Annotated in this window: 18 protein-coding genes; 4 read left to right on the top strand and 14 right to left on the bottom strand. The window is 74.0% G+C overall.

Annotation, left to right across the window (positions count from 1 at the left end):
* Positions 1–91 precede the first annotated feature (91 nt).
* Entirely contained in the window at positions 92–451 is a 360-nt protein-coding gene (locus R4Z62_RS25210) for a hypothetical protein (RefSeq protein ID WP_491520955.1), read from the bottom strand.
* Positions 452–722: 271 nt separating this feature from the next.
* Here R4Z62_RS25210 and R4Z62_RS25205 point away from each other — a divergent pair, with 271 nt between their 5' ends.
* Positions 723–1,520 carry a hypothetical protein gene (locus tag R4Z62_RS25205; RefSeq protein WP_491520954.1) on the top strand — a complete coding sequence of 266 codons (798 nt, stop codon included), beginning with the start codon at positions 723–725 and terminating at the stop codon, positions 1,518–1,520.
* Between the two features lie 32 nt (positions 1,521–1,552).
* Here the strand turns inward: R4Z62_RS25205 and R4Z62_RS25200 are convergent, their stop codons facing one another.
* Positions 1,553–2,863 carry an AI-2E family transporter gene (locus R4Z62_RS25200; RefSeq protein WP_491520953.1) on the bottom strand — a complete coding sequence of 437 codons (1,311 nt, stop codon included), beginning with the start codon at positions 2,861–2,863 and terminating at the stop codon, positions 1,553–1,555.
* A 60-nt stretch (positions 2,864–2,923) separates the two neighbouring features.
* A complete protein-coding gene (locus tag R4Z62_RS25195) occupies positions 2,924–3,118 on the bottom strand; it encodes a DUF3046 domain-containing protein (protein ID WP_018564727.1) in 195 nt (64 codons plus the stop codon).
* A gap of 80 nt (positions 3,119–3,198) precedes the next feature.
* Here R4Z62_RS25195 and R4Z62_RS25190 point away from each other — a divergent pair, with 80 nt between their 5' ends.
* A complete protein-coding gene (locus R4Z62_RS25190; RefSeq protein ID WP_491520952.1) occupies positions 3,199–4,167 on the top strand; it encodes a hypothetical protein in 969 nt (322 codons plus the stop codon).
* A 37-nt stretch (positions 4,168–4,204) separates the two neighbouring features.
* Here R4Z62_RS25190 and R4Z62_RS25185 read toward each other — a convergent pair whose 3' ends face one another.
* The 3 genes from R4Z62_RS25185 to R4Z62_RS25175 are packed head-to-tail and all read right to left on the bottom strand — an operon-like array spanning position 4,205 to position 6,272.
* A complete protein-coding gene (locus R4Z62_RS25185) occupies positions 4,205–4,513 on the bottom strand; it encodes an AzlD domain-containing protein (protein ID WP_018564729.1) in 309 nt (102 codons plus the stop codon).
* A complete protein-coding gene (locus R4Z62_RS25180) occupies positions 4,510–5,253 on the bottom strand; it encodes an AzlC family ABC transporter permease (protein WP_491520951.1) in 744 nt (247 codons plus the stop codon). Before R4Z62_RS25180 ends, R4Z62_RS25185 begins: the two co-directional genes overlap by 4 nt.
* Positions 5,250–6,272 carry an AraC family transcriptional regulator gene (locus tag R4Z62_RS25175; RefSeq protein ID WP_064535589.1) on the bottom strand — a complete coding sequence of 341 codons (1,023 nt, stop codon included), beginning with the start codon at positions 6,270–6,272 and terminating at the stop codon, positions 5,250–5,252. The genes R4Z62_RS25180 and R4Z62_RS25175 overlap by 4 nt, the downstream gene beginning before the upstream one ends.
* Positions 6,273–6,357: 85 nt before the next feature.
* Here R4Z62_RS25175 and R4Z62_RS25170 point away from each other — a divergent pair, with 85 nt between their 5' ends.
* Positions 6,358–11,382: an ATP-dependent helicase gene (locus R4Z62_RS25170; RefSeq protein ID WP_491520950.1), complete on the top strand. Its 5,025-nt coding sequence runs from the start codon at positions 6,358–6,360 to the stop codon at positions 11,380–11,382.
* Positions 11,383–11,435: 53 nt separating this feature from the next.
* A complete protein-coding gene (locus R4Z62_RS25165) occupies positions 11,436–12,281 on the top strand; it encodes an Fpg/Nei family DNA glycosylase (protein ID WP_491520949.1) in 846 nt (281 codons plus the stop codon).
* 50 nt (positions 12,282–12,331) lie between these two features.
* On the opposite strand, the gene R4Z62_RS25160 is transcribed toward R4Z62_RS25165, so the two are convergent.
* From R4Z62_RS25160 to R4Z62_RS25125, 8 genes are all read right to left on the bottom strand, one after another.
* The gene (locus tag R4Z62_RS25160; RefSeq protein WP_491520948.1) at positions 12,332–12,886 is read right to left on the bottom strand and encodes a hypothetical protein; all 555 of its coding nucleotides are present in this window, start codon (positions 12,884–12,886) and stop codon (positions 12,332–12,334) included.
* Between the two features lie 302 nt (positions 12,887–13,188).
* Positions 13,189–13,566 carry a helix-turn-helix domain-containing protein gene (locus R4Z62_RS25155; protein WP_064535585.1) on the bottom strand — a complete coding sequence of 126 codons (378 nt, stop codon included), beginning with the start codon at positions 13,564–13,566 and terminating at the stop codon, positions 13,189–13,191.
* A gap of 109 nt (positions 13,567–13,675) precedes the next feature.
* Positions 13,676–14,221: a CinA family protein gene (locus R4Z62_RS25150; RefSeq protein ID WP_398337286.1), complete on the bottom strand. Its 546-nt coding sequence runs from the start codon at positions 14,219–14,221 to the stop codon at positions 13,676–13,678.
* Entirely contained in the window at positions 14,218–14,982 is a 765-nt protein-coding gene (gene pgsA / locus R4Z62_RS25145) for a CDP-diacylglycerol--glycerol-3-phosphate 3-phosphatidyltransferase (protein WP_491520947.1), read from the bottom strand. The genes R4Z62_RS25150 and pgsA overlap by 4 nt, the downstream gene beginning before the upstream one ends.
* On the bottom strand, positions 14,979–16,451 hold the full coding sequence (rimO, locus tag R4Z62_RS25140) for a 30S ribosomal protein S12 methylthiotransferase RimO (RefSeq protein WP_491520946.1): 1,473 nt from the start codon (positions 16,449–16,451) through the stop codon (positions 14,979–14,981). Before rimO ends, pgsA begins: the two co-directional genes overlap by 4 nt.
* A 113-nt stretch (positions 16,452–16,564) precedes the next feature.
* Positions 16,565–17,410: a helix-turn-helix domain-containing protein gene (locus R4Z62_RS25135; protein ID WP_064535581.1), complete on the bottom strand. Its 846-nt coding sequence runs from the start codon at positions 17,408–17,410 to the stop codon at positions 16,565–16,567.
* Positions 17,411–17,742: 332 nt separating this feature from the next.
* On the bottom strand, positions 17,743–20,586 hold the full coding sequence (locus tag R4Z62_RS25130; RefSeq protein WP_491520945.1) for a DNA translocase FtsK: 2,844 nt from the start codon (positions 20,584–20,586) through the stop codon (positions 17,743–17,745).
* A 181-nt stretch (positions 20,587–20,767) separates the two neighbouring features.
* Entirely contained in the window at positions 20,768–21,448 is a 681-nt protein-coding gene (locus tag R4Z62_RS25125) for a response regulator (RefSeq protein ID WP_064535579.1), read from the bottom strand.
* Positions 21,449–21,752: the final 304 nt, after the last annotated feature.

The raw sequence follows: 21,752 nt of genomic DNA, 5'->3' as shown, positions 1-21,752 counted from the left end.
GGGACGGCGAAGGGCCCCCCTCCGGGCCCGGACGCGGATGCGGTGCCGGTTGCGGAGGGAAGGCCCGGTGGGCCGTGGCCGTCGTGCCGTCTCAGCAGGCGACGACGTACCAGACCGGGGTCCAGTTGACCGTGCGTGACTGGTACGCCTTGGAGGTGAACAGGAGCTTGTGGTTCTTGTCGTAGAACTTCGCCACCGTGCCGGGCGTCTGGTTGTTGACGAGCGGTCCGGAGCCGACCAGGTTGGGCAGCTGGAAGGTGAAGTTGCAGGTGGTGTACTGGAACCAGCTGCCGTTGGCGGCCTGGCCGCAGACGGAGTAGTACGGACAGCTCAGCTGGGCTCGGGCGGGAGCGGGCTGTTCGGCGGCGGAGGACGCCGCCGCCCCCGCCAGTGATCCGCCCAGCAGTGCTCCGGTGGCGAGCACGGTCGCCGCCAGTTCGCGCAGTGCCATGGTTCTTCCCCCTTGAAGGTGCTCCGAATGAAGGTGCTTTGAAGGTGCTTCGCGCACGGTCCTGTGACCGGCCGGGCCGAGGACTCCGGCCCTTCCTCAGCGTGCCGGGCGGCGCACCGGCTCCGCCATGCTCTTCGGGCAGGAGCGAAAACCCCAGGTCGGAGCGTATGCGCGGGAACCCCTGAGTGAGCGGGGCCTACTCCGCGCGGCGTACGGGAGGTGCCTTCACGCGGACGACGCCGGGGCGGGGCCCGGTCGGGAGGCTGGTGCCATGGCAGTCTCCGCTCCCCCGTCGCGCCCGTCCGCCCCGTCCCTGGCCGCGCACGCCCGCGCACTGCGCCCCGTCGAACGGCTGTGCCACATCACGGGGCTCCTCCTCGTCGTGTCGGGCCTCGTCCACGTGCTGGTTCTCGCGGTCGACGGCGGCCCGTGGGACGGGCCCGTGTCCTGGCGCAAGCCCATCACCTTCGGACTGTCCTTCGGGCTGACGCTGACCGCGCTCACCTGGGTGACGTCGTACCTGCGTGTGGCGGACCGGCGGCGCACCGCGCTGCTCGCCGTCCTCGCCGCCGACTGCGTCGTCGAGGTGGGCGGCATCACCCTCCAGACATGGCGCCGGGTGCCCTCGCACCTGAACATGGAGACGCCCTTCGACACGGCGGTGTCGATGACGCTCGCCGTGGGCGGCGGGGTGCTCGTGGTCCTGCTGACCGTGTTCGCCGTCGCGTCCTTCCGGCACCGTCCGGCGGGGCCCGCCGGGATGCCGCTCGCGCTGCGCTCCGGGTTCGCGGTGCTGCTCGTCGCGCTCGCCTCGGGCGCGGCGATGATCGCGCGCGGAGTGGTGCTCACCCGGACGGGGCACCAGGAGGCGGCGTACCACTCGACGGCTCCGCTCAAGCCGCTGCACGGGGTCGGTCTGCACGCGGTGCTGGTACTGCCCGCGCTGGCCCTGCTGCTGTCCCGCACCTCCTGGGCCGAGCGGACGCGCCGGCGGATCGTGGCCGCGGCGGTCGGCTGCTACGCGGCCGCGGTGGCCGGTGCCGGGATCTGGGCGGCCGTGCGCCTGTGAGCGGCAGAACGCCCCGGCGCCACGGCTCCGGCTCACTCCGCGGCGGAGCCCTCCTCCGCCACCACGACACCACGGGTGGCCGCCGCCGTCCCGGATCCGTCCTCGGCGGTGTCCGGTCCGGCCGCCGGCTGCCGCACCAGACGCCGTATGCGCGCGAGCGCGCCCGGCGCCGGGACCCGGGTGCGGTGGCCCTGGACGCGGGGGTCGTCGGTGACGTCGTACCGCTTCACGTACGCCCCGAGGAACGCCTGGAGCGTGGCGACCGCCGGGATGGCGATCAGCGCGCCGACGGCGCCGAGCAGGGCGGTGCCCGCGATGACCGAGCCGAAGGCGACGGCTGGGTGGATGTCGACGGTCTTCGCGGTCAGCTTGGGCTGCAGCATGTAGTTCTCGAACTGCTGGTAGACCACGACGAACGCCAGCACCCACAGCGCGTACCACGGGTTGACGGTGAACGCGATCAGCATGGGCAGGGCGCCCGCGAGGTAGGTGCCGATGGTGGGGATGAACTGCGACACCAGGCCCACCCACACACCGAGCACGGGCGCGTACGGAACGCCGAGGGCCTGGAGCAGGATGTAGTGGGCGATTCCCGAGACGAGCGCCATCAGGCTGCGCGAGTACAGATAGCCGCCGGTCTTGTCGACGGCGATCTCCCACGCGCGCAGCACCTCGGCCTGGCGGGCGGGCGGCAGCACCGAGCACAGGGCACGGCGCAGCCGGGGTCCGTCGGCCGCGAAGTAGAACGAGAACAGCGCGACCGTCAGGATCCGGAACAGCCCGCCGAGCACCTGGGCGGAGACGTCGAGCACACCGGCGGCGCTGTTCTGCGCGTACTTGCGCAGCCAGTCGGAGTGCAGGAGCCCCTCCTGGATGTCGACACGCCGCAGCTCGGTGTGGAACGTGGTGTTGATCCAGTGGATGACCGAGTCCAGATACTCCGGGAAGCTCTCGATCATCTTGATGATCTGCCCGGCGAGCATGGACCCGAGCAGGGTGACGAAGCCCGCCGTGGCGATCGTCAGCCCCAGGAAGACCAGGAAGGTCGCGAAGCCCCGGCGCATGCCGCGCGCCGCCATACGGCTGACCGCGGGCTCGATGGCGAGCGCCAGGAAGAACGCTATGAGGACGTTGATCAGCAGGCCGGTCACCTGGTGGAAGGCCCAGCTGCCGAACTGGAAGGCGGCGACCAGCGCGAGGGCGAGCACCATGGCGCGCGGCAGCCAGCGCGGCATGCGGGCGCCCGGCCCGGCAGCGCCCGCGGCGGGCGGCCGGGCGGGCGGTGTCGTACCGGTCGGGGCGGTGTGCGGGGCCGTCGGCCCGGACTCGTCAGTGGGTGCCACGGTGCAAGTGTCGCCGATGCCACCGACAGTCCCGCACAGCCCGGTGCGCGCGGTGCCCGGTCACCGGCGTTCCCCCGGGACGTCCATCACCTGGCAGACCACGCGCCAGACGTCCTTGGCGTCCCAGCCGGCCGCCAGTGCCTCCTGCACCGTGCGCCCGTCCAGCTCGGACATCACGTGATCGCGTGCGAAGGTTTCGGCGTACCCGGCACCGAAGTGCTCCGCCATCCGCTCCCAGAAGACCGTCAACCGCATGCCCCCAGTATCCAGCCCCTGGGAGTGAGACCGGCCCGGGAGCGCCTGCCGGGGCCGCGGGGCGCCTTACGGTCTGATCCATGGCCGAGACACGATCTTCCCCCGCTCCCGCGCCGCCCTCGGCGGCCTCCCCGCTCTTCCGCGCCGAGCACTTCGTGTGGCTCACCGCGCGCGTGCTGGAGCAGCGGCTCTTCGCGCACCTCTTCCTGAACGGCGCCGCCGACCCGGTGGAGAGCGCGCTGGACGCCTACGGCAACGACGACGGCGGGTACGGCCACGCCCTGGAGCCGGATCTGCGGGGACCGGTCAGCCAGCCGTTGCACACCGCGCTCGCGCTCCGTGTCCTGGACCGGGCCGGGCGCTGCGGTGGCCGCCGGGTGGAGCGCGTGTGCCGCTATCTGACCTCCGTCTCCACCCCGGACGGCGCGCTGCCCGCGGTCCGTCCCGCCCAGCGCGGCTATCCCACGGCGCCCTTCGTGCCGGTGCCGGACGATCCGCCGGGCGACCTCCTGGCCACCGGGCCGGTGGTCGGTCTGCTGCACCGCAACGAGGTGTGGCACGCGTGGCTGTTCCGGGCGGGCGACTTCTGCTGGCAGCGGATCGAGTCGCTGGAGGCGTCCCACCCGTACGAGGTGCGGGCCGCCGTCGCCTTCCTGGACCATGTGCCGGACCGCACGCGCGCGCGTGCCGCCGCCGACCGGCTGGGCCGCCTGGTCCGCGAGCGGCGGCTGGCGGTCCTGGACCCGGACCGCCGGGAGGACCGGCCGGTCGCCCCCGGCCACACGCCCGGCGAGCACCGCTTCCCGCACGACTTCCCGCAGCACTTCCCGCACGACTTCGCGCGCACGCCCGGCTCGCTGGCGCGCGCGTGGTTCACCGACGAGGAGATGGCCCGCTCGCTGGACTTCCTCGCGGACGGGCAGCAGGAGGACGGCGGCTGGCCGGTCACCCGGCGCCCCTGGTCCCCGGCGGCCGTGCTGGAGGCGCGGCCCATGGTGACGATCGAGGCGCTGCTCACCCTGAGGGCGTACGGCCGCGTCATCGGCTGAGCGTCCGCCGCGGGCGGTCCTCCCGAAGGAAGTGCGCTCAGCCGCCCAGGGCCCGCACCCCGGCCGTCACCGCCACGGCCGCCGCGACGACGAGCAGGAAGGGCGCCCGCAGCACCAGCGCCACGGCGGCCGCCGCGAGACCGGCCGCCCTGGCGTCCAGGACGAGCACGCGCCCGTCGGCGAACGTCTGCTGGGCGGTGAGGGCGGCGAGCAGGGCCACCGGGAGCAGCGCGGCGAGCCGTCGCACCAGCGGCCGTTCCAGGGCACCCGCCGGGACGAGCAGCCCGGCCAGCTTGACGGCGTAGCAGCCGAGTGCGGTCGCTACGACCGCGGTCCAGGTGTTCACCGGTCTGCCTCTTCTTCTGGCGTCTGGTCTTCTCGCGTCTTGTCTTCTCGCGCCGTGTCCCGTTGTGCCTCGGCGCGTACGTCCCGGGTCTCGTCCCGCACAGGGTCCGGGGCACCGTCCCGTACGTCGTCCTGTACGTCGTCCCGGGTGCCGCCCCGGCGGCGGCCCTCCAGGTACAGCACGGCCGGCGCGGCGAAGGCGGCGGCGAGCACGGGCACCCCGGCCGGCAGGACGGGCAGCAGCCCCAGCCCGAGGAGCACCGCGAGCGCGGCGGCGGTCCGCTCGGTGGTGCTCCGCAGCATGGGGGCGAGCAGCGCCAGGAAGACGGCGGGCCCGGCCGCGTCCAGGCCCCAGGCGTCGGTGTCGCCGATGGCCTCGGCGCCGAGCGCGCCGAGCAGCGTGGTGAGGTTCCACAGCACGTAGAGGGTGACCCCGGTGACGGTGAAGCCGATCCGCGCCGCGCGCCGGGTGGGCTGCGCCAGCGCCACGGCGGTGGTCTCGTCGATGACCCACTGGGCGGCGAACGGCCGGCTCCTGCGCGGCAGGGCCAGCACCTGGGACAGCCGCAGCCCGTAGAACGCGTTGCGCACCCCCAGGAAGAAGGCGCCGGCCGCGGCCGTGAGCGGGTTGCCCCCGGCGGCCAGCGCCCCGACCAGCGCGAACTGGGAGGCGCCGGTGAACACCAGGAGGCTGAGCGCGCAGGTCTGCCAGAGGGTGAGGCCGCTGCCCGCCGAGGTCACCCCGAAGGCGAACCCGGAAAGGCCGACGGCGACCCCGACCCCGAGGGCGTCCCGGACGACGGCGGCGTCCGGTTTCCCGCCGCCGTCCCCTGCCGCGCCCGCCGCTCCTGCGCGCCCGGCGCGCGTGTCTGCGAGAGCTGTCTCTTCTGCCACACCCCGGACGGTAGAAGCAGCCGTGACCGCGCGTCTTGTACGTTCTTGCGCTCCCGCTGGTACGCGCCGGGCGGCACGCCCACGATCCGGGAGAAGTGCCTGCTGAGGTGCGACTGGTCGGTGAAGCCCACGGCGGCGGCCGTGGCGGCGGGCGCGGTGCCCTCGTCCAGCAGCCGTCTGGCCCGGCGCACCCGGGCGTCGGTCAGCCAGGTGTGCGGCGGCATCCCGTAGGCGCTGCGGAAGGCGCGCAGCAGTGCGAACGGGCTCGTCCCGAGGTCCGCCGCCAGGCGTTCCAGGGTGGGCGGCTCGGCGATACGGTCCTCCAGCACGGCACGCGCGCGTGCCGCGAGGCCGTGTCCCGCCGTGCGGGCCGCCCGCTGCGGCAGCACGCCGCCGTTGCGCCGGAGCAGCCGGGTCACGGCGACCCGCAGGAGGGTGTCGGCGGCGAGCGCGTTGCCCTCGTCGGCCGCGCGCAGCACCTGGTGCACCAGACGGGCGGCGCCGGGGTCGTCGAGGACCGGGCTGACGAAGCCCGGTGTCCCCCGCAGGGTCGTGGTCTCGGCGGCGATCTCGGCCACCAGGTCGGGCGAGGGGTACACGGCGCCGTACCGCCAGCCCTCGGGGACACCGGCCCGGCCCGTGTGCGGGGTGTCCGGATTGACCAGCGCGAGGGTGCCCGGACCCGCGTACTGGTCGGCCCCGCGGTGGTGGAAGACCTCGACGCCCTCCGCGATGGCGGCGATCACGAAGTGCTCGTGCGTGTGGCGCACGAACTCCTTGCGGACGTACCGGGCGCGCAGCAGATCGACACCGGGCAGTTCCTCGTACCGCCAGTGCCGTGCCCGCTCCTCGCCGGATGCCGCCATACGCCGATTCTCCGCCGCCGCGGGCCCTCCGGCCGCACCGGGCAGGTCGGACCCCGTTGTCAGTGGCCGGGTGCAGGATGGACGCATGGTCAGCGACGCACACCGGGCCCTCGACGGCTTCTCCCCCGCGACCCGCGGCTGGTTCACGGGGGCGTTCTCCGCGCCCACCGCGGCCCAGGCGGGCGCGTGGCGGGCCATCGGCGCGGGCTCGGACGTGCTGGTCGTGGCCCCCACCGGTTCCGGCAAGACGCTGGCCGCCTTCCTCGCCGCCCTGGACCAGCTGGCCTCGACACCGCCGCCGGCCGACCCGAAGAAGCGCTGCCGGGTGCTCTACGTCTCCCCGCTCAAGGCGCTCGCCGTCGACGTGGAGCGCAATCTGCGCAGTCCGCTCACCGGTATCCGGCAGGAGTCCGTCCGGCTGGGGCTGCCCGAGCCCGAGGTGAAGGTCGGCATCCGCTCGGGCGACACCCCGCCCGCCGAGCGCCGCGCCCTGTCCACCCGCCCGCCGGACATCCTGATCACCACCCCCGAGTCGCTGTTCCTGATGCTCACCTCGGCCACCCGCGACGCGCTGACCGGCGTCGAGACGGTGATCCTGGACGAGGTGCACGCCGTGGCGGGCACCAAGCGCGGCGCCCATCTCGCGCTGACCCTGGAGCGCCTGGACGAGCTGCTGCCGAAGCCGGCCCGCCGGATCGGGCTGTCCGCGACCGTCCGCCCGGTCGACGAGATCGCCCGCTATCTGTCCCCGCGCGGCAAGGTGGAGATCGTCCAGCCCGCGTCCGGCAAGGAGTTCGACCTGTCGGTGGTCGTCCCGGTGGAGGACCTGGGCGAGCTGGGCGCCTCCCCGGCCGCCGACGGCGACGACGGCGCGGAGCGCCCCTCGATCTGGCCGCATGTGGAGGAGCGCATCACCGACCTGGTGCAGGCGCACCGCTCCACCATCGTCTTCGCCAACTCCCGCCGCCTCGCCGAGCGCCTGTGCAACCGCCTCAACGAGATCGCCTACGAGCGGGCGACCGGCGAGCCCCTGGACGAGCACCACTCCCCGGCCGAGCTGATGGGCGGCTCGGGCGCGGCCCAGGGCGCGCCCCCGGTGATCGCCCGCGCCCACCACGGCTCGGTCTCCAAGGAGCAGCGCGCCCTGGTCGAGGAGGACCTGAAGGCGGGCCGCCTCCCGGCGGTGGTCGCCACCTCCAGCCTGGAGCTGGGCATCGACATGGGCGCCGTCGACCTGGTCGTGCAGGTCGAGTCGCCGCCGTCCGTCGCCTCCGGGCTCCAGCGTGTGGGCCGCGCGGGGCACCAGGTGGGCGCCGTCTCCACCGGCGTGGTCTTCCCGAAGTACCGCGGCGACCTGGTGCAGGCCGCGGTGGTGACCGAGCGGATGCGCACCGGTGCCATCGAGTCCCTGAGGGTGCCCGCCAACCCGCTGGACGTCCTCGCCCAGCAGCTCGTCGCGATGACGGCCCTGGACACCTGGCAGGTCGACGACCTGCTGGCCGTGGTGCGCCGGGCGGCGCCGTTCGCCTCGCTGCCCGAGTCGGCGTTCACCGCCGTGCTCGACATGCTCGCCGGGCGCTATCCCTCGGACGCGTTCGCCGAGCTGCGCCCGCGCGTGGTGTGGGACCGGGTCGCGGGCACCGTCACCGGCCGGCCCGGCGCGCAGCGCCTCGCCGTCACCTCCGGCGGCACGATCCCCGACCGCGGCCTCTTCGGTGTCTTCCTCGCCGGTTCCGACCCCAAGAAGGGCGGCGGCCGGGTCGGTGAGCTGGACGAGGAGATGGTCTACGAGTCCCGGGTGGGCGACGTCTTCACCCTGGGCACGAGTTCCTGGCGCATCGAGGACATCACCCGCGACCGGGTGCTGGTCTCGCCCGCGCCGGGCGTGCCGGGCCGGCTGCCCTTCTGGAAGGGCGACCAGCTGGGCCGCCCGCTGGAGCTGGGCCGCGCGGTCGGCGCGTTCCTGCGCGAGGTCGGCTCGCTGCCGCAGGAGGACGCGCGGCTGCGCCTGCTCGCCGCCGGTCTCGACGCGTGGGCCGCGGACAATGTGCTGTCGTATCTGGCCGAGCAGCGCGAAGCCTGCGGCCATGTCCCCGACGACCGGACCATCGTCGTGGAGCGCTTCCGCGACGAGCTGGGCGACTGGCGGGTCGTCGTGCACTCCCCCTTCGGCGCCCAGGTGCACGCCCCGTGGGCCCTGGCGCTCGGCGCCCGCCTGGCCGAGCGGTACGGCATGGACGCGCAGGTCATGCACGCGGACGACGGCATCGTGCTGCGCCTTCCCGACGCCGACCTCATGAACCTGGACCTGCTCGACCAGGATCCGTCGAAGGCCGGTACGGAGTACGACGCCGAGCAGGCACCGGTGGGCGCGGCGGACGTCGCCTTCGACAAGGGCGAGGTCGACCAGGTCGTCACCGACCAGGTCGGCGGCTCGGCCCTGTTCGCCGCCCGCTTCCGCGAGTGCGCCGCCCGCGCGCTGCTGCTGCCCCGCCGCAACCCGGGCCGGCGCACCCCGCTGTGGCAGCAGCGCCAGCGCGCCGCCCAGCTGCTCCAGGTGGCGAGCGAGTTCGGCTCGTTCCCGATCGTCCTGGAGGCCGTCCGCGAATGCCTCCAGGACGTCTTCGACGTGCCGGGGCTGGTCGAGCTGATGGGGGACATCGAGTCCCGCAAGGTCCGGCTGGTCGAGGTGACCACCCCCGAGCCGTCCCCCTTCGCCCGTTCCCTGCTCTTCGGCTATGTCGCCCAGTTCCTGTACGAGGGCGACTCCCCGCTGGCCGAGCGCCGCGCCGCCGCGCTCTCCCTGGACTCCCGGCTGCTGGCCGAGCTGCTGGGCCAGGCGGAGCTGCGCGAGCTGCTGGACGCCGACGTGCTGGCCGAGCTGGAGCGGGAGGTGCAGTGGCTGACCGAGGACCGCCGGATCAAGGACATCGAGGGCGTCGCGGACCTGCTGCGGCTGCTCGGACCGCTCACCGCCGAGGAGCTGGCCGAGCGCGGCGCGGAGCCCGGCTGGGCCGAGGAGCTGGCCGCCCGGCGCCGCGCCATCCGGGTCAGGATCGCGGGCACCTCGCAGTGGGCCGCGGTCGAGGACGCCGGGCGGCTGCGCGACGCGCTGGGCACGGCGCTGCCGGTCGGCGTCCCGGAGGCCTTCACCGAGCCGGTCAAGGATCCGCTGGGCGACCTCCTCGCACGGTACGCCCGCACCCACGGACCGTTCACCTCGGCGACCGCCGCGGCCCGTTTCGGTCTGGGGACGGCGGTCACCGAGGGCGCGTTGCAGCGGCTGGCCGCCGGGGGCCGGGTGGTCCAGGGCGAGTTCCATCCGGCGGGCATCGGGCAGGAGTGGTGCGACGCGACGGTGCTGCGGCGGCTGCGGCGCCGCTCGCTGGCCGCGCTGCGGCACGAGCTGGAGCCGGTCCCGCCGCCCGCGCTCGCCCAGTTCCTGCCGCAGTGGCAGCACATCGGCAGGGGGCACGGGCTGCGGGGCGCCGACGGACTGGTCCGCGCGGTCGAACAGCTCCAGGGCGCCTCCGTACCGGCGTCCGCCCTGGAAAGACTCGTCCTGCCGTCCCGGGTCGGCGACTACACCCCGGCGATGCTCGACGAGCTCACCGCGGCGGGTGAGCTGGTGTGGGCGGGCGCCGGGGCGCTGCCCGGCAAGGACGGCTGGGTCTCGCTGTACCTGGCGGACGCGGCGCCGCTGCTCCTGCCGCCGCCGCACCCGCTGGAGCAGACCGCGCTGCACGCCTCCGTGCTGGACGCCCTCTCGGGCGGGTACGGCCTGTTCTTCCGCCAGATCGCCGACCGGGTCCGCGCCACCACCCACCCGGAGGCCACCGACCCCGAACTGGCCGACGCGCTCTGGGACCTCGTCTGGTCCGGCCGGCTCACCAACGACACCCTCGCCCCGATGCGCGCCCTGCTCGGCTCGGGCCGTACGGCCGGTTCCACCGCCCACCGCGCCAAGCGGGCCGTCCCGCGCGGGCGCTACGGCTCCCTGACGGCGGCCCGCACCGCCTCGCGCACCGGACCGCCGACCGTGGCCGGCCGCTGGTCGCTGCTGCCCGCCCACGAGCCGGATCCGACCGTGCGCGCCCACGCGCTGGCCCGCACCCTGCTCGACCGGCACGGCGTGGTCACCCGGGGCGCGGTCGCCGCTGAGGGCGTCGAGGGCGGCTTCTCGGCGGTGTACCGGATCCTGTCCGCCTTCGAGGACAGCGGGCAGGCGCGCCGCGGATACGTGGTCGAGGGCCTGGGTGCCGCCCAGTTCGCGATGGACGGCGCCGTCGACCGGCTGCGCGCGGTGGCGAACGCCCGCGAGCGCGGCGAGGGACTGCCCGGCGCCCGTTCCGGGGACGGTGTCCCGGACTCCTTCGGCCCGGCCGCACCGGCACCCGCCGTCGCACCCGGGCGAGCCCCCGGCGGCCAGGCGCCCGCCGACGGCTCCCCGACCGCCGTGCCCGACCGGACGTCCGCCTCCGACTGGACGTCCGCTCCCGACTGGGCGACCGATGTCGACTGGCCGCCCGCCGACCCCGGCGCTTCCGCCCCCACCCCCTTCTCCCCCGGTGCCCACGTCTCCCCGGCCGATCTCGCCGCACCCGGCGTGGGCGGCCCGCGCGGCGGCGACCGGAGAGGCGGCGGCCCCTCCTTCCCGTACGGTCCGGGTCCCGGCGGACGACGGGGCGGCGGGCGGCAGGACACCCCCGGCTCCCGCGCCGTGGTGCTCGCCGCCGCCGACCCCGCGAACGCCTACGGCGCCGCCCTGCCCTGGCCCGAGCCGCCGACCGGTGCCGGGCACAAGCCGGGACGCAAGGCCGGTTCCCTGGTGGTCCTCGTGGACGGCGAGCTGACGCTGTACATGGAGCGCGGCGGCAAGACCGTGCTGGCGTGGCCCGCCGGCCCGGACACCGCGGACACCGCGCCCCTCGACGACCCTCGTCTGACGGCGGCGGCCGAGGGACTGGCCGCGGCGGCGCGCGCGGGCTCCCTCGGCACCGTCACGGTGGAGCGGATCAACGGCGCTCCCGCCCTGACCTCCCCCTTCGGCGCCCTGCTGGAGACGGCGGGCTTCATCGCGACCCCGCGCGGACTGCGGCTGCGCGCCTGACGCGGGCGTGGGCCGTCGGCGCCGTACACCCGGCGCCGTGTCACCCTTGACGCATGCCCGAGGGTGACACGGTCTGGCAGGCCGCGAAGCGTTTGCACGACGCGCTCGCGGGACAGGTGCTGGTCCGCAGCGACTTCCGGGTGCCGCGCTACGCCACCGCCGACCTGTCCGGCCGTACGGTGCTGGAGACCATCGCCCGTGGCAAGCACCTGCTCACCCGGTTCGAGGGCGGTCTGACGCTGCACTCGCATCTGCGGATGGAGGGTGCCTGGAAGGTGTTCGGCGGCGGCGAGCGCTGGAAGGGCGGCCCCGGGCACCAGATCCGCGTCGTCCTCGCCACTGCCGAGCGGTCTGCGGTCGGCTACCGGCTGCCCGTGCTGGAGCTGCTGCGCAGCACCGAGGAGGGCCGTGTCGTCGGTCACCTCGGCCCGGACCTGCTCGGCCCCGACTGGGATCCCGAGCTGGCCCTGTCGCACCTCCTCGCCGACCCGGCCCGCCCGCTCGGCGAGGCCCTGCTCGACCAGCGCAACCTCGCCGGGATCGGCAATGTCTACAAGAGCGAGCTGTGCTTCCTGCTCGGTGTGACACCGTGGCTGCCCGTGGGCGCCCTGCCCGCCGACCGCGCGGCGAAGCTGCCCGCCCTCGCCCGGCGGCTCCTGGAGGCCAACCGCGAGCGCGTGGTCCGGCAGACCACGGGCCTGCGCGGTCAGGACCTGTTCGTCTACGGCCGTGCGCCCCGCCCCTGTCTGCGCTGCGGCACCTCGGTGCGGGTCGCCGACCAGGGCGACGGCTCCCAGGAACGTCCCACGTACTGGTGTCCGTCCTGCCAGGCCGGGCCCGCTCCGCCGCCGGGTTCCCCGCAGCGGTGGCGCGACCGCTACCACCGCTCGCCCCGCTGACGCGCCGTCACCCGGAGGACCGGCCACAGCGGACCGCCGCGGCCGCGCACTCAGCCGGACAGCTCCCCGGGCCCGTCCCCCGGCGGGCCCCCCGGGCCGTCCTCCGTCCGCTCCAGCCCTGGGCCCGCACCGGCCCCGGCCGCCGGACCGCCTCCCTCGCGGGCCGCCGGCCACCCGCCCGCGGCGGACGGCGCTCCCCCGCCGTGCCCGTAGGGCCAGCCGTCGGCCTCGGCCCACACCGAGCCGCCGAGATCCCGGGGCGCGGCGAACCCCTCACCCCCGCACCGCCCGCCCCCGAGCCGCTCACCCCCGTCGGCGCACACAGCGGGCAGCCCGAGCACCGGACCGGACGGGCCCGCACCGGGGCCGTCGACGGCGCGGTCCGGAGAACCCGGAGAAGGGGACGCGGACGGCGACGGAGACGCGGACGGCGACCCCACGCAGTGCAGCGGCAGCACGCTCAGCCCCCAGCCGCCCGCCGCGACCGCCGCCTCCAGCACCCCCGCGCCGTCCGTCAGCACCAGGCGGAGCACTGCCCACCACCACAAGGCTCCGAGCGCCAGGGCGGCGCCCCAGCGCAGTACCTGCCCCGCCGTCGCACCCACGCGCCCACCTCCAGCCCGACGCTAGAACGCCGCCCTCGCCCGCAGGAGGGCGCACCGGGGCACGCGGAGGCGCTCCTTCCACTCCCTTGCGCCGGTCGACCGGAATTCGGTCCGTTCTCCACCCTCACCGGAGCGCAGCGCCCCGGCAAACGCGAGCGCCCCTCGCTCATGCCTCCGGGGACGCCCCGGTTCCGCACGGCCCGGTGCACACGAAAGGCCCCGGCCGGTGCCTCCCCGGTCTCCCGGAGACGCCCCGGCCGGGGCCTCACGACGTCTTACGTCAGTTCACGCGCACAGAGCCGTCACGCGGCGACCACGTCCACCGCCTCGGCGGCGGGCGCCTTGATCGTCACCCGTTCCGGTGGCACACCGGTCACCGAAACGGAACCCAGCATCGGGCGAACCGGCGTGGGCACGGTATCGCTGGCCGCAGCGGACTGGGCCAGCTCGGCAAGGGCGAGTTCGTCGCTCACTTCCCGCATGAGCTCGGACATCCGTACGTCCAGCGCGTCGCAGATGGCGGAGAGCAGCTCGGAGGAAGCCTCCTTCTGCCCCCGCTCCACCTCGGAGAGATAGCCGAGCGAGACTCGGGCGGACGAGGAGACTTCGCGCAGAGTACGGCCCTGGCGTTGGCGCTGCCGACGCAGCACGTCACCCAGCAGGCGACGGAGCAGAATCATCGGTGGCTCCCTCCTCGGACCGCGTAGCCGCATCCTTCACGCCCCACCGTACCGCCTCGCGACGCGGCCGTGCGGGGAGCGATGTCGTGTTCACTCAGGGCTGCAAACATCAGAACCCCCCGTTCCGTTCCGTATCCTGTGCCCGCTCATTTCCGGTGTGTTCGCCCGCAGTCCGCTCCAGAAGCAGCGCGAGTACGCTCCGTACACTCTCCATACGAATGTCCGCCCGGTCGCCGTTCAACCGCAGTGCGGCTGTTTTCCCGCCACCCGTCGCGCCGTCCTCGGCGTGCGGCGGGCCCGCCACGGCCACATAGACCGTGCCGACCGGCTGTCCGTCCTGGGGCTCGGGGCCGGCGACGCCCGTGGTCGCGATGCCCCAGTCCGCACCCAGCGCCTCGCGCACGCCGGCGGCCATCTGGGCCGCGACCTGCGGATCCACCGCCCCGCGCTGCGCCAGCAGAGTGGCGTCCACGCCGAGCAGGCGGTGCTTGAGGTCCGTGGCGTAGGCGGTGACCGAACCCCGGAAGACCTTGGAGGCCCCGGGGACCGAGGTGATGTCCGCCGCGACGAGGCCACCGGTCAGCGACTCCGCCACTGCGAGCGTCTCACCCCTCACGGTCAGTAGTTCCACCACGTCGATGGCGTACGAACTCACGCTTCCGGTTCCTTCAACGCCGCCGTGCGCTCGGCGATTCCCTGCCTGCGCAGCACAATGGCCTGTTTCACATAGTCCAGGCCGGTCACCACGGTCAGCACCACGGCCGCGGCCATCACCCAGAACCTCAGCGTGGCCAGCCAGCCGGTCAGCGCCAGCACGTACATCCCGACGGCCACGCCCTGGGTGAGGGTCTTGAGCTTGCCGCCGCGGCTCGCGGGGATGACGCCGTAGCGGATGACCAGGAAACGGAGCAGGGTGATGCCGAGTTCCCGGCCGAGGATCACCGCGGTCACCCACCAGGGCAGGTCGCCGAGGGCGGAGAGACAGATGAGCGCCGCCCCCATGATCGCCTTGTCGGCGATGGGGTCGGCGATCTTCCCGAAGTCGGTGACGAGGTCGTACGTACGGGCCAGATGACCGTCGAACAGGTCGGTGATCATGGCGACGGCGAACGCGGCCCAGGCGAACGAGCGCCAGGCCGGGTCGTAGCCGCCGTCGGCCAGCATCAGGGCCACGAAGGCGGGCACCAGCAGCAGCCGCAGCATGGTCAGCAGATTGGCGACGTTCCACACGCTCGCCTGGTTGACGGCGGCGGCGGTGATCTTGCCGCCGCGCGCGGGTCTGCCGGCGTCCTGCTCCGGCTCGGCGCCCTCGGCTCCCTGCCCTCCGGTGCCGGAGGTCATGGCGGCGGACACCTGCTGGGCCGTGGGCCGCGCCCCGGGGGCGCCGCCCGCCGCGGATGCCGGGACTCCCGTCATCTGCCCGCCTCCTCACTCCACCCGAGCGGATCCGCCAGCGGCTCGGCGACCAGGTCGACGCCCTCGGTGCCGACCACCTTCGCCTCGACCATACGGCCGACGGCCAGGCCCGTGCCGCCGGTGAGCAGCACCTGGCCGTCGGTCTCGGGCGCCTGGTGCTCGGCCCGGCCGTACACCCCTTCCCCGGGGTCGACGGACTCGACGAGTACCCGCACGGTCTCGCCGACGCGCTCCTCGGCGCGCTGGGAGACGAGTTCCTCGGCCAGCCGGGAGACCTGGGCAAGCCGCTCGGCGACGACGTCCTCGTCCAGCTTGTTCTCGTAGGTGGCGGCCTCGGTGCCGTCCTCGTCGGAGTAGCCGAAGACGCCGATGGCGTCGAGGCGGGCGCCGGTGAGGAACCGCTCCAGCTCGGCGAGGTCGGCCTCCGACTCGCCGGGGAAGCCGACGATGAAGTTGGAGCGCACGCCGGCCTGGGGCGCCTTGGACCGGATGGTGTCCAGCAGTTCCAGGAAGCGGTCGGTGTCGCCGAAGCGGCGCATGGCGCGCAGCACGCCGGGCGCGGAGTGCTGGAAGGAGAGGTCGAAGTAGGGGGCGACCTTCGGGGTGGAGGTGAGGACGTCGATCAGGCCGGGCCGCATCTCGGCGGGCTGGAGGTAGCTGACCCGCACCCGCTCCAGGCCGTCGACCTCCGCCAGCTCGGGCAGCAGGGACTCCAGCAGGCGGATGTCGCCGAGGTCCTTGCCGTAGGACGTGTTGTTCTCGGAGACCAGCATGATCTCCTTGACGCCCTGCTCGGCCAGCCACCGCGTCTCGTTCAGCACGTCGCTGGGGCGGCGCGAGATGAAGGAGCCGCGGAAGGAGGGGATGGCGCAGAAGGAGCAGCGGCGGTCGCAGCCGGAGGCGAGCTTGACGGAGGCGACCGGGGCGCCGTCCAGCCGGCGGCGCAGCGGTGCGCGCGGCCCGGAGGCGGGCGCGACGCCCTCAGGCAGGTCGGCGGGTCCGTGGCCCGGGATGGCGACCTCGGTGCCCGCTTCCTGGCGCTGGGCCGGGCTGATCGGCAGCAGTTTGCGGCGGTCGCGGGGGGTGTGGGCGGCGTGGATGCCGCCGCTCAGAATGGTCTGGAGGCGGTCGGAGATGTCGGCGTAGTCGTCGAAGCCGAGCACGCCGTCGGCCTCGGGAAGGGCCTCGGCGAGTTCCTTGCCGTACCGCTCGGCCATGCAGCCGACGGCGACCACGGCCTGGGTTCTGCCGTGGTCCTTGAGGTCGTTGGCCTCCAGGAGGGCGTCGACGGAGTCCTTCTTGGCGGCTTCCACGAAGCCACAGGTGTTGACGACGGCGACATCGGCGTCCGCGGCGTCCTCCACGAGCTGCCAGCCGTCCGCCTCCAAACGGCCTGCGAGCTCCTCCGAGTCCACCTCGTTACGGGCGCAGCCGAGAGTGACGAGTGCGACGGTACGGCGTTCAGGCATGGGCTCAAGACTACTTTGTCCCGCCGACACCCCACGTCGACGGGGTTGGCCGAGTGTGGCCGGTCCCGTCTTCTCCTGCCTGGCGGGATCCCGGTCGCGGGCCGGTCGCGATGTCACCCGACCTGGGGGTCGCCCTTGGTGTACGTGAGGCGTTCCACCGCGCCCGACTGGAACTGGTCCTCGATCTTCTTGCCGTTGACGTAGAGCTGCACCGCCCCGGCGTCGCCCAGGATCAGGTTGATCTTGGTGCTGTCCTGGAAGGTCTTGGACTCGCCCTTGTTCAGCAGGCCGTCGAAGAGCATGCGGCCGTTGTGGTCCTTGGCCGAGACCCAGCTGCGGCCGTCGGGCGCGCTGACCTGGACGGTCACCTTGTCCTGGGGCGCGGCGGCGATGGCGCTGTCCGAGGGCGCGGGCTTGGGGTCGGCGGGCTTGGTGTGCTTGGGGGCGGGCGAGGGCGGGGTGCTCGTGGAGGCGGTGGAGCCCTCGGCGGCCTGCGCCTTGGCACTGGCGTCGCCGTCGTCGCCGCCCTTGAAGGCGGTGAAGCCGACGAAGCCGACGACCACGACGATCGCGGCGACCATGGCGGCGGTCCAGTTGGGTCCGCGGCGCTCGGGGCGGATGCGTTCCGCCTCGAAGAGCGGGGCGGCCGGGGTCGGCGCCGGGCGGCCGCCGTGGCCGGCGTCGAAGCGGGCGAGCAGCGGGGCGGGGTCGAGGCCCACCTCGCGCGCCAGGGCCCTGATGTGTCCCCGGGCGTAGACGTCCCCGCCGCACGGGGCGAAGTCGTCGGCCTCGATGGCGTGCACGATGGCGATACGGACGCGGGTGGCGGTGCTGACCTCGTCGACGGTGAGCCCGGCGGCAAGCCGGGCGTCCTTGAGGGATCGGCCGACGGAGGGGCCGGCTTCCTCGGAAACGTCTTCGAACGGACGCTCGTCTTCAGGGGAGTTGCCGATGGACACGGGGGCGCCTTTCGAGCGTGTAGCCGCCTGTGCTGGAGGTTCAGTCTAGGGGTGTGCCGAAGGGTGGAGCGACCCGGCGGCGGTACTTTGTACGCCATCGGAATGGCCGGACAATCCGATGGTGGGACGGGTGCGGAGCCGATGGGGGGACCCGCATCCGGTGTCCTGCCCACGTTGACGTACGGCCAGGCGAAACGGTTGCCCGGCGCCGGCTAACGGGTGGATCACGACGGGTGACCCCGGCCGGCCGGACCACCGGGCGGCCCGACCGCCGCCCGCTCGCGGCACCGGTGTCCGCCGGGCGGCCGTCGGCCCCGGCGGACTCCTTGCGCCTACCCCTCGCCCTCGCCCCGAATCACGGCCAGCACACCGTCGAGCTCGTCGGCCTTCACGAGCACGTCGCGCGCCTTGGACCCCTCGCTGGGCCCGACGATGTTCCGCGACTCCATCAGGTCCATCAGCCGGCCGGCCTTGGCGAAGCCGACGCGCAGCTTGCGCTGGAGCATGGACGTCGACCCGAACTGCGTGGAGACCACCAGCTCGGCCGCCTGGCACAGCAGGTCGAGGTCGTCGCCGATGTCCTCGTCGATCTCCTTCTTCTGCTTGGTGCCGACGACGACGTCGTCCCGGAACACCGGCGTCATCTGGTCCTTGCAGTGCTGGACGACCACCCCGACCTCGGCCTCGGTGACGAAGGCGCCCTGCAGCCGGGTCGGCTTGCTCGCCCCCATCGGCAGGAACAGCCCGTCGCCCTTGCCGATCAGCTTCTCGGCGCCGGGCTGGTCGAGGATGACCCGGCTGTCGGCGAGCGAGGAGGTGGCGAAGGCCAGCCGGGACGGCACGTTCGCCTTGATCAGACCGGTGACGACGTCCACCGAGGGCCGCTGGGTGGCGAGCACCAGGTGGATGCCGGCCGCGCGCGCGAGCTGCGTGATGCGCACGATCGCGTCCTCCACGTCGCGCGGCGCGACCATCATCAGGTCGGCCAGCTCGTCCACGATCACCAGCAGGTACGGGTACGGCTGCAGCTCGCGCTCGCTGCCCTCCGGGGACTTCACCTTGCCGCTGCGCACGGCCGCGTTGAAGTCGTCGATGTGCCGGAAGCCGTAGGCGGCCAGGTCGTCGTAGCGCAGGTCCATCTCGCGCACGACCCACTGGAGCGCCTCGGCGGCCCGCTTGGGGTTGGTGATGATCGGCGTGATCAGGTGCGGGATGCCCTCGTACGCGGTCAGCTCGACGCGCTTGGGGTCGACCAGGACCATGCGGACGTCCTCCGGGGTCGCCCGCATCATGATCGAGGTGATCAGGCAGTTGATGCAGGACGACTTGCCGGAGCCGGTGGCACCGGCCACCAGGATGTGCGGCATCTTCGCGATGTTGGCCATCACATAGCCGCCCTCGACGTCCTTGCCGAGCGCGACGAGCATCGGGTGGTCGTCCTCGGCCGCGGCCGCCAGGCGCAGCACGTCACCGAGGTTGACCATCTCCCGGTCGGTGTTGGGGATCTCGATGCCGACCGCCGACTTGCCGGGGATCGGGCTGATGATCCGCACGTCCGGGCTGGCGACGGCGTAGGCGATGTTCTTGGCCAGCGCGGTGATCCGCTCGACCTTCACGGCCGGGCCGAGTTCGACCTCGTAGCGGGTGACCGTCGGGCCGCGGGTGAAGCCGGTGACGCGCGCGTCGACCTTGAACTCGGTGAAGACGGTGGTCAGCGCGTGCACTATGGCGTCGTTCGCGGCGCTGCGCGCCTTGCCGGGGCCGCCCCGCTCCAGCAGGTCCAGGGACGGCCGGGCGTAGGTGATGTCGCCGGAGAGCTGGAGCTGTTCGGCGCGCGGCGGCAGGTCGTGGGTCTGGGCGGGCGGGGCCTTGGTGAGGTCGGGGACCCCGGCGGGCGGCTTGCCGGCCGCCGGGCGCGCGGGGGCGCCCGCTCCGGTGGGGCCCGCCGTGGCACCGCTCGGCGCCGGCTCGCTCGGGGGGCGCGCGGCGGGCGCGTCCTGCTCGGGGCGGGCGGCCGGGACCGGGGTGGGCGTGGGGGTGGGGGTCTCGGCGCGGTCGCCGACGGTGACGCCCTGGGTGAGGTCGGCCACCACCGGGGAGGGCGGCATGCCGTGCAGGACGGCGCCGTCGAGCGCGGCGGCGGCAGCGGCGGCCACGTCCACCGCGTCCATCTGCCGTTCCATGTCGGGCTGCGGCACGGCGGAGCGCCGGGGCCGGCCGCGCCGCTTGGCGAGCGCCTCCTGCTCGGCGCTCTCGGGGTCGTAGCCCTGGTCCTGGGGGGCGCTGCGGCGCTTGCGGGGGCGCGCGGGCAGGGCCTCGCGCCACTGCTCGTCGTAGCGCGCGTCGTCCTCGCTGTACTCGCCGTACCCGGCGTCCTCGTAGTCCTCCGGGTCGGGCAGCAGGCCCAGCTTCACGCCGAGCAGCCGCAGCCGCTGCGGGATGGCGTTGACGGGGGTGGCGGTGACGACCAGCAGTCCGAACACGGTCAGCAGTACCAGCAGCGGGACGGCCAGCACCTCGCCCATGGCGTACGTCAGCGGGGTCGCCGCGCCCCAGCCGATGAGACCTCCGGCGTCCCTTATCGCCTGCATGCCCTCGCTGCGGGCGGGCGAGCCGCAAGCGATGTGCACCTGGCCGAGCACGCCGAGGACGAGCGCCGACAGGCCGATCACGATCCGGCCGTTGGCCTCGGGTTTCTCCGGGTGCCGGATGAAGCGGACGGCGATGATCCCGACGAGGATCGGCACCAGCAGGTCGAGCCGCCCGAAGGCGCCGGTGACCAGGATCTCGACCAGATCGCCCACGGGACCGCGCAGATCGGCCCAGGTGCCGGCGGCGACGATCAGCGCGACGGCGAGCAGCAGCAGGGCGATGCCGTCCTTGCGGTGCGCGGGGTCGAGGTTCTTCGCGCCCTGCCCTATGCCGCGGAAGACGGCGCCGACGGCATGCGCGAGGCCGAGCCAGAGGGCGCGTACGACGCGGAGCACGCCCCCGGTGGGGTTCGGCGCCGGCCGGGGCGCGGGCCTGGCCGCGGCGGCTTTCCTGGCGGGTGCCTTCTTCGCGGGAGCCTTCTTGGCCGGGGCTTTTTTGGCGGCGGCCTTCTTCGCCGGAGCCTTCGCGGAAGCGGCCGCCTTCTTCGCGGGCGGCTTGTTGGCTGCGGAGGGACGTGAGGCCATAGGGGCGAGATTACCGCCGGAGGCGGCGCCGGACACGTGTGCCCTCTGCTTCACCCGTTCGTGTCGTGGCTGTCGTTGCGGCAGTTGACCAGGGCTCACATGCCGTACGGCCGCGCCCCGGACGCCCGGTGGGCGCTCCCCCCGGCTCCACCCGGCGGCCCCAACGCGCCGCCGGTGGCCGTCAGTTCTGCGACGGGAGCGAGGAGGCGCTGCCCGTGCCCGGCTCCAGCGCGTCCAGTGCGCGGCGCAGACCGGTGAGCTTGCGCTCCAGATGGGCCGCGGTCGCCACCGCCGCGGCGTCCGCCGAGTCGTCGTCGAGCTGCTTGGACAGCGCCTCCGCCTGCTCCTCGACCGCGGCCAGGCGCGCGGACAGCTCGGCGAGCAGTCCGGCCGCCTCCTTGCCCTCGCCGACGGCGCCCCGGCCGCCGCCCTCCAGCTGGAGCCGCAGCAGCGCCGCCTGCTCCTTCAGCTGGCAGTTCTTCATGTACAGATCGACGAAGACGGAGACCTTGGCGCGCAGCACCCACGGGTCGAACGGCTTGGAGATGTAGTCCACCGCGCCCGCCGCGTAGCCGCGGAAGGTGTGGTGCGGTCCGTGGTTGATCGCGGTGAGGAAGATGATCGGGATGTCCCGGGTCCGCTCCCGCCGCTTGATGTGCGCGGCCGTCTCGAAACCGTCCATGCCCGGCATCTGGACGTCCAGCAGAATGACCGCGAAGTCGTCCGTGAGCAGCGCTTTGAGCGCTTCCTCCCCGGACGATGCCCGCACCAGCGTCTGATCGAGCGCGGAGAGGATGGCCTCCAGCGCCAGCAGATTCTCCGGCCGGTCATCGACCAGGAGGATCTTGGCCTTCTGCACCATGGCCCGCCCTCCTCGCCCCGGCTTGGGGCCGCCCCTGTCCGCAGGAATCGGGGCAGCACCGGTGAGTGCCGCCCAGGGGACGACTTCCTTGCGCCGCCCGTCCTTGTGCCGGTCATCGTAGCCGCACCCCGCCTGTCACCACACCCTGTCACCGCGATGTCACAGTGCACGCAGCGGAAACGCGACGCGAGACCAGAAGGTTCCCCGAATCCCGTGTCTCTACACGGCATCGGGGACCCCGAACCGACAACTCCCGGCTGTCCGGGAAAGTTCCCGGAACCGGGACCCGGATCACCGCGGGCCC

This window comes from Streptomyces sp. PL-25, assembly GCF_058344915.1.
Note: the sequence above shows the minus strand (reverse complement) of the source record. Positions and strands in the feature narration are given on the sequence as shown.

Coding starts and splice junctions, on each gene's coding strand:
- R4Z62_RS25195 (WP_018564727.1), bottom strand. CDS start 3,118: ATGCGGTTGACGGTCTTCTGGGAGCGGATGGCGGAGCACTTCGGTGCC.
- pgsA (WP_491520947.1), bottom strand. CDS start 14,982: ATGACGGGAGTCCCGGCATCCGCGGCGGGCGGCGCCCCCGGGGCGCGG.
- R4Z62_RS25210 (WP_491520955.1), bottom strand. CDS start 451: ATGGCACTGCGCGAACTGGCGGCGACCGTGCTCGCCACCGGAGCACTG.
- R4Z62_RS25125 (WP_064535579.1), bottom strand. CDS start 21,448: ATGGTGCAGAAGGCCAAGATCCTCCTGGTCGATGACCGGCCGGAGAAT.
- R4Z62_RS25155 (WP_064535585.1), bottom strand. CDS start 13,566: ATGATTCTGCTCCGTCGCCTGCTGGGTGACGTGCTGCGTCGGCAGCGC.
- R4Z62_RS25170 (WP_491520950.1), top strand. CDS start 6,358: ATGGTCAGCGACGCACACCGGGCCCTCGACGGCTTCTCCCCCGCGACC.
- R4Z62_RS25175 (WP_064535589.1), bottom strand. CDS start 6,272: ATGGCGGCATCCGGCGAGGAGCGGGCACGGCACTGGCGGTACGAGGAA.
- R4Z62_RS25205 (WP_491520954.1), top strand. CDS start 723: ATGGCAGTCTCCGCTCCCCCGTCGCGCCCGTCCGCCCCGTCCCTGGCC.
- R4Z62_RS25130 (WP_491520945.1), bottom strand. CDS start 20,586: ATGGCCTCACGTCCCTCCGCAGCCAACAAGCCGCCCGCGAAGAAGGCG.
- R4Z62_RS25190 (WP_491520952.1), top strand. CDS start 3,199: ATGGCCGAGACACGATCTTCCCCCGCTCCCGCGCCGCCCTCGGCGGCC.
- R4Z62_RS25165 (WP_491520949.1), top strand. CDS start 11,436: ATGCCCGAGGGTGACACGGTCTGGCAGGCCGCGAAGCGTTTGCACGAC.
- rimO (WP_491520946.1), bottom strand. CDS start 16,451: ATGCCTGAACGCCGTACCGTCGCACTCGTCACTCTCGGCTGCGCCCGT.